This window comes from Sphingomonas sp. CFBP 13706 (genome assembly GCF_014842355.1).
GTDB lineage: Bacteria > Pseudomonadota > Alphaproteobacteria > Sphingomonadales > Sphingomonadaceae > Sphingomonas > Sphingomonas aerolata.
On sequence record NZ_JACYVM010000002.1, the window covers coordinates 216721 to 228102 of the forward strand.

The 11382-nt window shown below is 65.9% G+C and carries 15 protein-coding genes; 5 read left to right on the forward strand and 10 right to left on the reverse strand.

Annotated elements, in window-relative coordinates; all coding sequences use genetic code 11:
* Positions 1 to 130: 130 nt before the first annotated feature.
* From IFS44_RS04360 to aroQ, 4 genes are all read right to left on the reverse strand, one after another.
* A complete protein-coding gene (locus IFS44_RS04360; protein ID WP_192097659.1) occupies positions 131 to 466 on the reverse strand; it encodes an arsenate reductase family protein in 336 nt (111 codons plus the stop codon).
* A 102-nt stretch (positions 467 to 568) separates the two neighbouring features.
* The gene (gene accC, locus IFS44_RS04365) at positions 569 to 1921 is read right to left on the reverse strand and encodes an acetyl-CoA carboxylase biotin carboxylase subunit (RefSeq protein WP_031438893.1); all 1353 of its coding nucleotides are present in this window, start codon (positions 1919 to 1921) and stop codon (positions 569 to 571) included.
* On the reverse strand, positions 1921 to 2409 hold the full coding sequence (accB, locus tag IFS44_RS04370; RefSeq protein WP_037527677.1) for an acetyl-CoA carboxylase biotin carboxyl carrier protein: 489 nt from the start codon (positions 2407 to 2409) through the stop codon (positions 1921 to 1923). Before accB ends, accC begins: the two co-directional genes overlap by 1 nt.
* A gap of 14 nt (positions 2410 to 2423) precedes the next feature.
* Positions 2424 to 2882, reverse strand: a complete 459-nt coding sequence (aroQ, locus tag IFS44_RS04375; protein ID WP_031394575.1) for a type II 3-dehydroquinate dehydratase — start codon at positions 2880 to 2882, stop codon at positions 2424 to 2426.
* Positions 2883 to 3024: 142 nt separating this feature from the next.
* On the opposite strand from aroQ, the gene thiS reads away from it, so the two are divergent.
* From thiS to IFS44_RS04395, 4 genes are all read left to right on the forward strand, one after another.
* The gene (gene thiS / locus IFS44_RS04380; protein WP_192097660.1) at positions 3025 to 4032 is read left to right on the forward strand and encodes a sulfur carrier protein ThiS; all 1008 of its coding nucleotides are present in this window, start codon (positions 3025 to 3027) and stop codon (positions 4030 to 4032) included.
* A 105-nt stretch (positions 4033 to 4137) separates the two neighbouring features.
* On the forward strand, positions 4138 to 4320 hold the full coding sequence (locus tag IFS44_RS04385) for a CsbD family protein (protein WP_031394577.1): 183 nt from the start codon (positions 4138 to 4140) through the stop codon (positions 4318 to 4320).
* Positions 4321 to 4461: 141 nt separating this feature from the next.
* Positions 4462 to 5124 carry an HAD-IA family hydrolase gene (locus IFS44_RS04390; RefSeq protein ID WP_056406138.1) on the forward strand — a complete coding sequence of 221 codons (663 nt, stop codon included), beginning with the start codon at positions 4462 to 4464 and terminating at the stop codon, positions 5122 to 5124.
* A gap of 115 nt (positions 5125 to 5239) precedes the next feature.
* Positions 5240 to 5395, forward strand: a complete 156-nt coding sequence (locus IFS44_RS04395) for a hypothetical protein (protein ID WP_156360324.1) — start codon at positions 5240 to 5242, stop codon at positions 5393 to 5395.
* A gap of 31 nt (positions 5396 to 5426) precedes the next feature.
* Here the strand turns inward: IFS44_RS04395 and IFS44_RS04400 are convergent, their stop codons facing one another.
* Positions 5427 to 6497 (reverse strand): PA0069 family radical SAM protein, encoded by a 1071-nt coding sequence (locus IFS44_RS04400; protein WP_192097661.1) that lies wholly within the window; start codon positions 6495 to 6497, stop codon positions 5427 to 5429.
* A gap of 82 nt (positions 6498 to 6579) precedes the next feature.
* Positions 6580 to 7302 (reverse strand): outer membrane protein, encoded by a 723-nt coding sequence (locus IFS44_RS04405; protein WP_192097662.1) that lies wholly within the window; start codon positions 7300 to 7302, stop codon positions 6580 to 6582.
* A gap of 153 nt (positions 7303 to 7455) precedes the next feature.
* Here IFS44_RS04405 and IFS44_RS04410 point away from each other — a divergent pair, with 153 nt between their 5' ends.
* Positions 7456 to 7638 carry a hypothetical protein gene (locus tag IFS44_RS04410; RefSeq protein WP_031394581.1) on the forward strand — a complete coding sequence of 61 codons (183 nt, stop codon included), beginning with the start codon at positions 7456 to 7458 and terminating at the stop codon, positions 7636 to 7638.
* 9 nt (positions 7639 to 7647) lie between these two features.
* On the opposite strand, the gene IFS44_RS04415 is transcribed toward IFS44_RS04410, so the two are convergent.
* The 4 genes from IFS44_RS04415 to IFS44_RS04430 form a co-directional block, all read right to left on the reverse strand.
* A complete protein-coding gene (locus IFS44_RS04415) occupies positions 7648 to 7932 on the reverse strand; it encodes a hypothetical protein (protein ID WP_192097663.1) in 285 nt (94 codons plus the stop codon).
* Between the two features lie 221 nt (positions 7933 to 8153).
* Positions 8154 to 8681: a molybdenum cofactor biosynthesis protein B gene (moaB, locus tag IFS44_RS04420; protein WP_031394583.1), complete on the reverse strand. Its 528-nt coding sequence runs from the start codon at positions 8679 to 8681 to the stop codon at positions 8154 to 8156.
* 6 nt (positions 8682 to 8687) lie between these two features.
* Entirely contained in the window at positions 8688 to 10559 is a 1872-nt protein-coding gene (locus tag IFS44_RS04425; protein ID WP_107929884.1) for a lytic transglycosylase domain-containing protein, read from the reverse strand.
* Positions 10556 to 11323 carry a uracil-DNA glycosylase gene (locus IFS44_RS04430; protein ID WP_031394585.1) on the reverse strand — a complete coding sequence of 256 codons (768 nt, stop codon included), beginning with the start codon at positions 11321 to 11323 and terminating at the stop codon, positions 10556 to 10558. The genes IFS44_RS04425 and IFS44_RS04430 overlap by 4 nt, the downstream gene beginning before the upstream one ends.
* Positions 11324 to 11382 lie beyond the last annotated feature (59 nt).

An 11382-nucleotide genomic window follows, 5' to 3' on the forward strand; every position in this document is an offset into this window, starting at 1 on the left:
CCAACGCCCTACAGGGCGCCTTGCACCAAACGTGCCAGTTGTCGCCACCTCGGGCAACGACCGATTCACCCGTAAACCCTGCCCGAAAATACAGCATCCGGAAGGGATATGCACGATGCGGGGGCAGCGATCACAGAATTTCGTGAAGCCGCGCGATGGGCCGTCCGAGGCGGACGCCCTTGTCGGTCTCGACTAGCGGACGCTCGATCAGCAGCGGATCGATCATCATCGCGTCGAGGATCGCTTCCGCGTCGCCATGCTTGACCGCCTTCGCGCCGTCCTCCGCCATGCGCAGGCCCTGGCGTGGCGTCATGCCTGCGCGGTCATAGAGGCGGACGAGTTCGGCGCGCGACGGGGGAGTCTTCAGATATTCGACGATCGTGACATCCGCACCGGCCTCTTGCAACAGCGCGAGCGCCTCGCGCGACTTGGAGCACTTCGAGTTGTGGTAGATCGTCGCCTTCACGAATGCTCCGTCGTCATTGGACTAGCCTTGGCAAGACCATGTGTCCCGCGCGGTTCTTGTTCTCCCGCCTTCGCGGGAGAACATTCTAAGTGGCAGGAGCGCTTACGCCCCCTGCTTGGCGAGCCACTCTTCCAGCCACTTGATCGTGTACGCGCCCTCCTGAAACTCAGGATCGTCGAGCAGTGCACGATGCAGGGGAATCGTCGTCGTGACGCCCTCGATCACCATCTCCTCAAGCGCACGCCGCAACCGTCGCAACGCGCCCTGACGCGTCGCGCCGTAGACGATCAGCTTGGCGACCATCGAGTCGTAATAAGGCGGCACACGGTAGCCGGCATAGAGTCCGCTATCGACACGGACATGCATCCCGCCGGGCGCATGATAGAGCTTCACCAGCCCCGGCGACGGCGCGAAGGTGCGCGGATCCTCGGCATTGATGCGGCATTCGATCGCATGGCCGCGGAACTGCACGTCTTCCTGGCGCAGCGTCAGCGGATGCCCCTCGGCGATACGGATCTGTTCGCGCACCAGGTCGAGGCCGGTGATCATCTCGGTCACCGGATGCTCGACCTGAAGCCGGGTGTTCATCTCGATGAAGTAGAATTCACCCGCTTCCCACAGGAACTCGATCGTCCCCGCGCCGCGATAGCCCATGTCGGCCATCGCCTTGGCGACGATCCCGCCCATCCGCTCACGCTCTTCGGCGGTGATGATCGGTGAGGGTGCTTCCTCGAGCACCTTCTGGTGGCGGCGTTGGAGCGAACAGTCGCGCTCGCCGAGATGGATCGCGTTGCCCTCGCCGTCGCCGAAGATCTGGAATTCGATATGCCGCGGATTGCCGAGGTATTTTTCCATGTAGACGGTGGCATCGCCGAAGGCGGCCTTCGCCTCGCTGCCGGCCTGCTGCATCTGCGTTTCGAGGTCTTCGGCGTCGGTGACGACCTTCATCCCGCGACCGCCGCCGCCGGATGCCGCCTTGATGATCACCGGATAGCCGATCTCGTCGGCGATCCGCTTGGCCTCGGCGATGTCGCTGATCGCGCCGTCCGAGCCGGGGACGAGCGGCAGCCCGAGCGCGCCTGCGGTGCGCTTGGCCTGGACCTTGTCGCCCATCGTGCGGATGTGCTCGGGCTTCGGGCCGACGAACAGGATGTTGTGCAGCTCGACGATCTCGGCGAACTGCGCATTCTCGCTGAGAAAGCCGTAGCCCGGGTGGATCGCATCCGCGCCGCTGATCTCGGCGGCGGAGATGATGTTGGGGATGTTCAGATAGCTGTCGGTCGCCGACGGCGGTCCGATGCAGATCGCCTCGTCAGCGAGCCGCACGTGCATCGCGTCGGCGTCGGCGGTCGAATGGACCGCCACCGTCTTGATGCCCATCTCATGGCAGGCACGGTGAATCCGCAGCGCGATCTCGCCGCGGTTCGCGATGAGCAGCTTCTTGATTTGCTTCATTATTCGACCACGACCAGCGGCTGGTCGAATTCGACCGGCTGGCCGTTCTCGACGAGGATCGCGGTGACGGTGCCGGCCGAGGGCGCGACGATCGTGTTCATCACCTTCATCGCCTCGATGATCAGCAGCGTGTCGCCCGCATTGACCTTCTGGCCGACGGTCGAGAACGGCTTCGCCTCGGGGTTGGCGGCCAGATAGACCGTGCCGACCATCGGCGACTTGACCGCGCTCGCGCTGATCGCCGGGGCGGACGCGCCGACCTCGGCCTGCGGGATCGCCAGCGGTGCGGAGACGGCGGGCGCCGCAGGGGCGGGGGCATAGTGCGCGACGGGTGCGGCCTGCGCTGCCTTGCGTGCGACGCGGATGCGGCGCGAGCCGTCCTCGACTTCGATCTCGGTCAGCTGCGTGGTGTCGAGCAGTTCGGCGAGCTGGCGCACCAGGGTCACATCGACCTGCATTGCGCCTGTTGTTTCTGGTGTATCGGTCATGGCGGGGCCTCCTGTCAGAACCGTGCGACGGCTTCAAGCGCGAGCAGATACGAAAGCGCGCCGAAACCCGCGATCGTGCCCTTCGCCGCCTGTCCGACCAGGCTGACGTGCCTGAACGATTCGCGGGCGTGGGGATTGGAAAGATGAACCTCGATCACCGGCGTCTTCACGCCCTTGATCGCGTCATGGACCGCGACCGAGGTATGCGTGAATGCGCCGGCGTTGAGGATGACGGCCTTCGCGCCGCGCGCCTGCGCCTCCTGGATCCAGTCGACGAGGTGCCCTTCGTGATTCGACTGGCGCATGTCGATCGTCAGGTCGAGCTCGCGGGCGCGATCCTCAAGCTGGCCGGCGATGTCGTCGAGCGTCTCGTCGCCGTAAATCTCCGGCTCGCGCGTCCCCAGCAGGTTGAGGTTGGGGCCGTTCAGGACGAAGATTGTCGCAGGGACGGTGGCAGGGACTGTCGCGGGCAAAGGCTGCTCCTGGTTGCAGGGGCGGCAAACCACCCTCTATATGCACCCCCCTTACCCGTTCGTGTCGAGCGAAGTCGAGACATGAGACCGGCAGCGGACGGGTGGTTTCCCGACTTCGGTCGAAACGAACGGAAAACTCTGCATGCCCCACTCCGACGGCACCGTCTCGATCACCGTGAACGGCGAGCACAAGCGTGTTTCCACCGGCCTCAGCCTTGCAGGGCTCGCGACCGAACTGGGCCTCATCCCTGAAAAGATCGCGGTCGAACGCAATATGGAGGTGGTGCCGCGTTCGACGCTGGCGGACGTGATGGTCGAGGATGGCGACGACCTCGAGATCGTGCACTTCGTCGGCGGCGGCGATCATGCCGCGGCGATCGACACCGACAGCTGGACGGTCGCCGGCCGCACCTTCCGCTCGCGACTGATCGTCGGCACCGGCAAGTACAAGGATTTCGCGCAGAACGCCGCCGCGGTCGAGGCCTCGGGGGCAGAGATCGTCACTGTCGCCGTGCGCCGCGTCAACGTGTCGGATCGCAATGCGCCGATGCTGACCGACTTCATCGATCCGAAGAAGATCACCTACCTGCCCAACACCGCGGGCTGTTTCGATGCCGAATCGGCGATCCGGACGCTGCGGCTGGCACGCGAGGCGGGCGGCTGGGAGCTGGTGAAGCTCGAGGTGCTCGGCGAGGCGAAGACGCTTTATCCCGACATGGTCGAAACGCTGCGCGCGACCGAGATCCTGGCGAGCGAGGGCTTCAAGCCGATGGTCTATTGCGTCGACGATCCGATCGCGACCAAGCGGCTGGAGAATGCGGGCGCGGTTGCGATCATGCCGCTGGGTGCGCCGATCGGCTCGGGTCTGGGTATCCAGAACCGCGTGACGATCAGGTTGATCGTCGAGGGGGCAGGGGTGCCCGTGCTCGTCGATGCGGGCGTCGGCACGGCGTCGGATGCGGCGGTGGCGATGGAGCTTGGCTGCGACGGCGTGCTGATGAACACCGCGATCGCCGAGGCGAAGGATCCGCTGATGATGGCGGCGGCGATGAAATCCGCGGTCGAATCGGGGCGGCTTGCCTATCGCGCGGGGCGGATGGGGCGGCGACGTTATGCCGATCCCTCGAGCCCGCTTGCCGGCCTGATCTGAGCGCATGACGCAAACGTCACGGAACCCTCGATAAAGACGGCCGTTATAGTCTCACAAGTTCAGAGCGGTACGATTGGCGTATCGCACAACATAGTGGAGGCTCTCATGGGCGAATTCACCGATAAGGTCGCAGCCGCAGGCAACAAGGTCGCAGGCAACGTCAAGGAAGCCGTAGGCAAGGCGACCGACAACGACCGTATGGTCGCAGAGGGCGAAGCACAGCAGGCCAAGGGTACTGCGCAGAACGTCAAGGGCAGCGTCAAGGGCGCACTCGGCGACGACATCTAAGCTTAGGCTTGATGACAGGAATATGGCCGCTTCGGGAAACCGGAGCGGCCTTTTCTTTGGCGTCGCCGTCGCGCGCTGCGCGGGACCTGGTAATGGTGTCGCTGCCGACCAGGACAGCCAAATGACCAAGCGAGATACTCCATGACCCTGCCGACCCGCAGCTACGCCGCCTTTCTGTTCGATATGGATGGCACGATCCTGACGTCGATCGCATCTGCCGAGCGGACCTGGACGGCATGGGCGATCGCGCACGGCCTGGATGTCGCGACGTTCCTGCCTACCATTCACGGCGTTCAGTCGGTCGAGACGGTTCGGCGGCTTGGTCTGCCCGGCGTCGACCCGGTCGTCGAAGCGGCTGCGATCACTGCCGCCGAGATGGAGGATGTCGGGGACATTACCCCGATCCGTGGTGCGGCTGATTTCCTCGCGACACTGCCGGCTGGGCGCTGGACGATCGTGACCTCGGCACCGCGCGCGCTGGCCGAGCGGCGTCTTGCCGCCGCGGGTCTGGCGATCCCGGCGCAGTTCATCGCGGCCGAGGACGTCGCAAACGGCAAGCCCGCGCCCGACTGTTTCCTGCTGGCCGCCGAGCGTCTGGGTGTACCGGCATCCGACTGTCTTGTCTTCGAGGATGCACCGGCAGGTATTGCGGCAGCCGATGCCGCGGGATCCGATGTCGTCGTCATCACGGCAACGCATGGCCGCGACCACCGCGTGGACGCAGCGCGGCATGCGATCGTGGATTATGACGGTGTTGAGCTTACGGCCGAGGGTCCTGGTCGCTGGCGGCTTGGCCGCGAATAAGGGCTGGATCATGACATCGTCGATCCGGCCGCATGACGGGTAACTATCCGAGATTGATCTGTTTTCGACGCATTATGGATATACACTGGTAATGAGTTGAGCGCAGGATCGGCGGATGGAATTTCCGGTGCGACCAGCCAAGCTCGAACGCTTCATGGACGACCAGGCCGTACTCGCGCGCATCGCACCGAACCCCGCGGTCGCGCAGATGCACCGCGACCTTGAACGATATTATCGCGAGCAGCTGGATCAGGCGCTGCGCCTGATCTGATCACGGGGGCCGTAACCGGCCCGGGCCTGGATCAGAATAACTCCCCCTGCGGCCCCTGTGGCGCGCGGAACAGGTCACACCGCAGTCCGACCCGCTCCGCGTTCAGCCCGTGCTTGCGCACGGCGATGTCGAACCTGGTCTTCAGCAAGTCCGCCCAGGGCCCTTGCCCCTTCATCCGGCTGCCGAACCCCGGATCATTGTCGCGTCCACCGCGGATCGACTGGATCGTCGCCATGACCTTGCCGGCGCGATCGGGGAAATGCGCGTCCAGCCACGCACGGAACAGCGGCGCAACCTCCCAGGGCAGGCGGACCGGGATGAAGAACGCAAAGCGCGCACCGGCCTGTGCGGCGCGCGCGATCAGATGTTCGATCTCGTGATCGGTGATCGCGGGGATCACCGGCGCGATCGAGACATAGACCGGCACGCCCGCCGCCGCGAGCGCGCTGACCGCCGCAAGCCGTCGCTCGGGATGCGGCGCGCGGGGTTCGAGCGTTGCCGCAATCTTAGGATCGAGCGAGGTGATCGACATCGCGACCGCGGCCAGACCCTTTGCCGCCATCGGGGCGAGCAGATCGAGATCGCGGATGACGCGATCCGACTTGGTCGTGATCGTCAGCGGGTGGTTGGTTTCGGCCAGCACCTCGATGATGCCGCGAGTGAGCCGCCAGTCGGCTTCGATCGGCTGATAGGGATCGGTGTTGGTCCCCAGCGCCATCGGCCGCGCGCTGTACCCCGGTTTCGCCAGCTCGGCCCGGAGCAGCGCGGCAGCGTCGGGCTTGGCGAACAGCCGGCTTTCGAAATCAAGCCCGGGCGACAGATCGTGAAACGCGTGGCTCGGCCTGGCAAAGCAGTAGATGCAGCCATGCTCGCAACCGCGATAGGGGTTGATCGAGCGGTCGAAGGGGATGTCGGGCGACGCATTGCGACTGATGATCGTTCTGGCCCGCTCGACCGTGATGGTCGTCCGCAATCGGGGGGCCGCGCCGTCGATCGCATCGCGCGCATCAAGCCAGTCGCCGTCCGCCTCGGTCTGCGGAAGGTTGAAGCGCGTGCTTTCGCCGTTGAGCGTCGCGCCGCGTACCGGGCGGGGTCTGGTCATCCCCGATACTAACACCGAGCGGGGAACGAAGAAAGAACAAACGGGCGGCGTCCCCGACGCCGCCCAATGTCGTCATGCGCGGTCAGAACCTGACGCCGAACCCCGCGATCGCCTGGTGGCGGCTGAAATCGAGGCTGGTCTTGGTCGTGCCGTCGTTCACCTCATAGCCGTTATAATCGGTGTAGACGTACTCGAGCTTGCCGTAGAAGCGCGACGAGAATGCGGTCTGGATACCGGCACCCGCGTGGAAGCCGCTTAGCGAGTCGGACACCGCGACGTTGTTTTCCTCAACCGTCGCGTTGCGGTTGCTCAGGCGCAACCGGCCACTCGAAAAGCCGCCCTTCACATAGAGAAGCGTCGTCGGGGACAGGAGATAGCCGCCGCGGGCGCCAACGGTGATGTTGCGGTTGGCGGCGATGCAGGTGCGATCGCCCACGCTCACGGTGTCGTTCTCGCACTCCTTCGCGCTCGACCCTTCGAGACCGGCATAGACGCCGAGCACCGCGCTGACATTGACCTGCGCGTCATAGCCGACCTCGCCGCCATAGGTGACGCCGCTCTTGCCGACGCGGACGCTTGCCGAGTCGGTCGCCGTGTCGACGTTCAGCTCGGAAATGACGCGTTCATAGCCGATCCGCGGTTCGACCCGCAGGCCCGACACCTGGCTCGCCGGATTGCCGCGCGAATCGCGGTCGAATCGATCATAGGCGCGACCGTCATAGGTCCGGCCGTCGGACGACTGCGCCACGACAGGCGTGGCGGCCGTCCCGGCTGCGACGAGCGCGAGCAGGTAGATTTTACGCATACTGATACTTCCCCCTTGCCGCCCGTCGTCGTCGACGGGCCGGTACCTGCCTGGTATCGCGCGGGAATGCTGACAGGACGTTAACCGGAAGCGCGGCAGGCCGGGTAAGGCGCCGCGGATGGTCGCGCGGCGGTTTTGCGCGTAGAACGGGGCATGGCAGAGAATCTGACGACGGTGGAGCGGGCCTTCGAACTTGCGCGGTCCGGCGAGTGCGATTCGGTCAACGGTCTGCGCCAGCGATTGCGTCGCGAGGGGTATGACGCGGTGCATCTCCACCTCCACGGCGCGGCGATCAACAAGCAGCTCGTCGATCTGATCCACGCCGCGAGAGGCTGAACGCCACGATCATTTCTGGGCGAGGATCAACTCCTTCGGCATGTCGAGGCCCGACGCGGCCCAGGCGGATGCGGTGCGGCAGGTGATCCGGTCGATGCGGGTGCCGGTGACCGCGGGTTCGGTCAGGCAATATTTGCGCGACTTCGCATCATATTTCAGCGTCGTCATCTGGGCCTGTGTCGCGCTTCCCCGCGGAGCGGCGTTCGCGATCGTCGGGCTGGCGGCCGTGGCGATGGCGATCGTGATGAGGGTGACGGTGCGGCCGAGCGTGCGCGTGGTTGGCAGAGCGGGCATGACGGTGTGTCCTTCCAGAAGATGAGGTCGAGCCGCCCGGGGGCGGCATGAAGACCAATGCATCTGGCGTGCCAGTTGACTACTACACTAAGACACTTCGCTTTTGCGCTCTAAAACCTCGTCTTTTTGCCCGCAGCGGCGATCGGCACGATCCACGCCCAGCGGAAATCGCGCCATCAGTTGGGAATCGATGCCGAAACATGGCCCGTCGACGTGCGCGGTCAGCGCTCGAGCAATCGCGGCATCAGTTCGACGAAGTTGCAGGGCCGGTGACGGCTGTCGAGCTGGTCGCGCAGGATCCCGTCCCACCCGTCCTTCACAGCGCCGGTCGAACCCGGCAGCGCGAAGATATAGGTGCCGTGCGCGACACAGGCGCAGGCCCGCGACTGCACCGTCGACGTGCCGATCGTCTTGTAGCTGAGCATCCGGAACAGCTCGCCGAACCCGGGGATCATCTTTTCGGCGACGCGCTCGACCGCCTCGGGCGTCACGTCGCGGCCGGTGACGCCGGTGCCGCCCGTGGTGATGACGCAGTCGACTTCCGGATCATCGATCCAGGCGTGGAGGCGGGCGACGATTGTCTCGACGTCATCCTTCTCGATCCGGCGATCGGCGAGCACATGCCCTGCCTCTGCCAGCCGCGCGACGAGCGTATCGCCCGAGCGATCCTCGGCCAGCCCGCGCGTATCGGACACCGTCAGCACGGCGATCCGGACCGGCAGGAAGGTCCGGCTTTCGTCGATTGGCATAAACGATCAGTCCGCGCGTGTGACGGTGGAGGATTGCGCACCGACGCTGGCGTTGACCGCGATCATCGGCTGATGCGCGGTGAGGCTCGCGCTCGCGCGTGCATTGGGCCGGGCGTTCATGCGGATCGCGGTCGCGCCGGGCAGGCCGGGGAACCGCGGCCACATGCCCTGCGCCAGTGCGTTGCGGCTGGTCGAGGCCTTCCGCCCACCCTGCGCCTCGTACATCCAGTAGTTGCGCAGCACGGTGGTGACGTAACCGCGCGTCTCCCAATAGGGAATGCTCTCGATATACAGCAGCGGATCGCCATTATCGTGGACGATTGCGTTCCAGTCGCCGACCGGGCGCGGGCCCGCATTATAGGCTGCGATCACCTTGGGAAGCAGCCCCCCGGTAACGCCGGCCATGTCGCGCAGCCGTTCGAGATGCCGCTGGCCGATGTCCATGTTTGTCGACGGTTTGGTCAGCGCCTTGAGGTCGATCGACGTGCCGCGTTCGCGCGCGAAATCGGTCGCCGCCGCGGGCATGATCTGCATCAGGCCGTAAGCACCCGCGGGGCTGCGCACCGTGTTGCGGAAGCGCGATTCCTCGAGCGTGTGCGCGTAGACTAGCGCCTTGTCGATGTGCCAGCCGCTGTCAGGCGTCCAGTTCGGCGTCGGATAGCGCGCCTCGGCCGCGGTGGTGATCCCCTGCGGGCAATTATGCGCGAGCCAGACGGTCGTGGCGGGCAGGCTGAGCGCCTCTGCGACCCGGACGAGATTACGGAATTCGCGGGGATCGCCGATCTTCGCCTGCTGGCGGATGACGGTATCGGCCAGATCGGTCTCGCCGACCTCGACGAGCGCGGCTGCGACGCGGACATTGGGGCGCTTCTCGACGACCTTCCAGTCGCGAGCGACCACGCCGCCTGGACCGCTGCCGCCGACCCGCGCGGGATCGGCCATCGCGAGCTGCTGGCGTGCGAGCTGGCCGTAGAAGCTTTCGCCGAACTGCGCCGCAGCCTTCAGCCGGCCCTGGATCTTGTCGGGACGCGCGCAGACCATGTCGGCGCGCGACGCCCAGTAGAGCGCCGCCGCACGCAGGTCGACATCGCCCGCGCGTGCCGCGACGCCTTCGAACCCCGTGCCGGCGTTGGCACAGTCATTCTGTCGCCACGCAGCCAGCGCGCCGACCCAGCGGGCCTGGACCGCCCATTCGCCTACACCGTCCTGGCCCTTGGCGGCCATCACGCGCGCATTGGCGTCGTCACCCTGGAGGAAATAGATCCACGCGATCTTCTGCTGCCATTCGGTCAGCGTTTCGGGCGTGAGCCCGGGCGTGCTGTCGAGCAGCGACTGTGCCTCGCGGCCCATGTCCGCCTTGACGTAAGGCTGCATCTTCAGCGCGAGGTCGGCGGCGATCATATCGCCTTTGAGGCTCTTCGCGCGCACCCGACGCGGTGCGCCGTCCTGCCAGATCAAACGCTGTGCGACGGGCAGGGGAGGCAGATCGACCGCACCGCGGACCGCGGCGAGGCGTGCAATCTGTTCCGCCTCTGGCAGCTCGGGGGCCTCGTTCAGCAGCGCGACGAGCGGCGCCATCTCGATCCTTGGCGATCCCTTGGCGATGTACATCTCGGCGCGCGCGATCGCATGGAGCGGGCCGGGCTTCATGGTATCGAGCTGGATCTGCGCATCGGTCCATTTGCCGTCGCGGATCGCGCCGAAGACCGCGCGATAGGCGTCACGCTGCGCCGGATCGAGCTGATCGGGAATCTGTTCGGCGGTCGGAGCACCGGCGACGAGTCGGGCATCGCCCGTACCGCTGTCGGCGATCGGTGCCGCCAGAGCGGGCAGCGGCAATGCCGCACAACCGAGCAGGATTGCGAGCGTGCGGGTCATGCCCGCGTCTCCTGAGACATCTGGCCCCCCATCAACATCTGCAAATCCTTCCAGGCTTCTGCCTTGGCCGCCGGCTTCTCGATCAGAAAGCGCGGGTGAAAGCTGGCGACCACGCCTGCTTCTCCGACCTTATGGCTAATTCCATGTAAACGTCCCCGCGCGGCCTGCAATTCCATCCCGAGGATGGCACGGCTCGCCGCATTGCCGAGCAGAAGCAACCGCTTGGGCGCAACAAGTTCGATGTGATGCTTGGCGATCTCCGCCAGCCGGTCCTCGACCTCGCGCTGGATGCGACCCGCGGTCGGGCGCTTGGCGCAGACCGCCGCGACATGAACCTCCGACCGGGTCAGCCCGATGGCCGCGAGCATGCGGTCGAGCAGGCGACCCGATGCGCCGCTCAGCAATTGACCGGCGCCGCCATTGTCCGTGCCGTCGTCACGATCGGGGCAGTCCGCAAGCACCATGACCGTAGCGTCAGCCGGCCCTTCGGCCGCCAGCGAAATGCCGTTCCATCCCGCCTCGGGCACGTCCGCGCCGGTGCGCCAGGCCAGGAATTCGGTCAGCGACAGCGGCATCGTGGCGACCGCCACCGGCGGTGCGACGGGCACGCCGGCGGGCGCCGGCGGCGCGATAACCAGCGGTTCGGGTGCCGCGAACCAGTCGCGCGGGGCGTCGTCGACGAGCATGTCGACACCGGCATCGTGCCACCAGTCGAGCACGCTGACCGCGGCGTTGCGCCAGTCGATGGTCTGATCCGCCCCCATATGTCTCCTATGCTGCGTGGTTGACGTGGCGGTCAACTCGCGCAATCGCCTAAATAGAC

Excerpts from the sequence above, each read along its gene's own strand:
- accC (WP_031438893.1), bottom strand. The coding sequence starts at position 1,921 with ATGAAGCAAATCAAGAAGCTGCTCATCGCGAACCGCGGCGAGATCGCG.
- accB (WP_037527677.1), bottom strand. The coding sequence starts at position 2,409 with ATGACCGATACACCAGAAACAACAGGCGCAATGCAGGTCGATGTGACC.
- thiS (WP_192097660.1), top strand. The coding sequence starts at position 3,025 with ATGCCCCACTCCGACGGCACCGTCTCGATCACCGTGAACGGCGAGCAC.
- IFS44_RS04385 (WP_031394577.1), top strand. The coding sequence starts at position 4,138 with ATGGGCGAATTCACCGATAAGGTCGCAGCCGCAGGCAACAAGGTCGCA.
- IFS44_RS04390 (WP_056406138.1), top strand. The coding sequence starts at position 4,462 with ATGACCCTGCCGACCCGCAGCTACGCCGCCTTTCTGTTCGATATGGAT.
- IFS44_RS04395 (WP_156360324.1), top strand. The coding sequence starts at position 5,240 with ATGGAATTTCCGGTGCGACCAGCCAAGCTCGAACGCTTCATGGACGAC.
- IFS44_RS04400 (WP_192097661.1), bottom strand. The coding sequence starts at position 6,497 with ATGACCAGACCCCGCCCGGTACGCGGCGCGACGCTCAACGGCGAAAGC.
- IFS44_RS04405 (WP_192097662.1), bottom strand. The coding sequence starts at position 7,302 with ATGCGTAAAATCTACCTGCTCGCGCTCGTCGCAGCCGGGACGGCCGCC.
- IFS44_RS04410 (WP_031394581.1), top strand. The coding sequence starts at position 7,456 with ATGGCAGAGAATCTGACGACGGTGGAGCGGGCCTTCGAACTTGCGCGG.
- IFS44_RS04415 (WP_192097663.1), bottom strand. The coding sequence starts at position 7,932 with ATGCCCGCTCTGCCAACCACGCGCACGCTCGGCCGCACCGTCACCCTC.
- moaB (WP_031394583.1), bottom strand. The coding sequence starts at position 8,681 with ATGCCAATCGACGAAAGCCGGACCTTCCTGCCGGTCCGGATCGCCGTG.
- IFS44_RS04425 (WP_107929884.1), bottom strand. The coding sequence starts at position 10,559 with ATGACCCGCACGCTCGCAATCCTGCTCGGTTGTGCGGCATTGCCGCTG.
- IFS44_RS04430 (WP_031394585.1), bottom strand. The coding sequence starts at position 11,323 with ATGGGGGCGGATCAGACCATCGACTGGCGCAACGCCGCGGTCAGCGTG.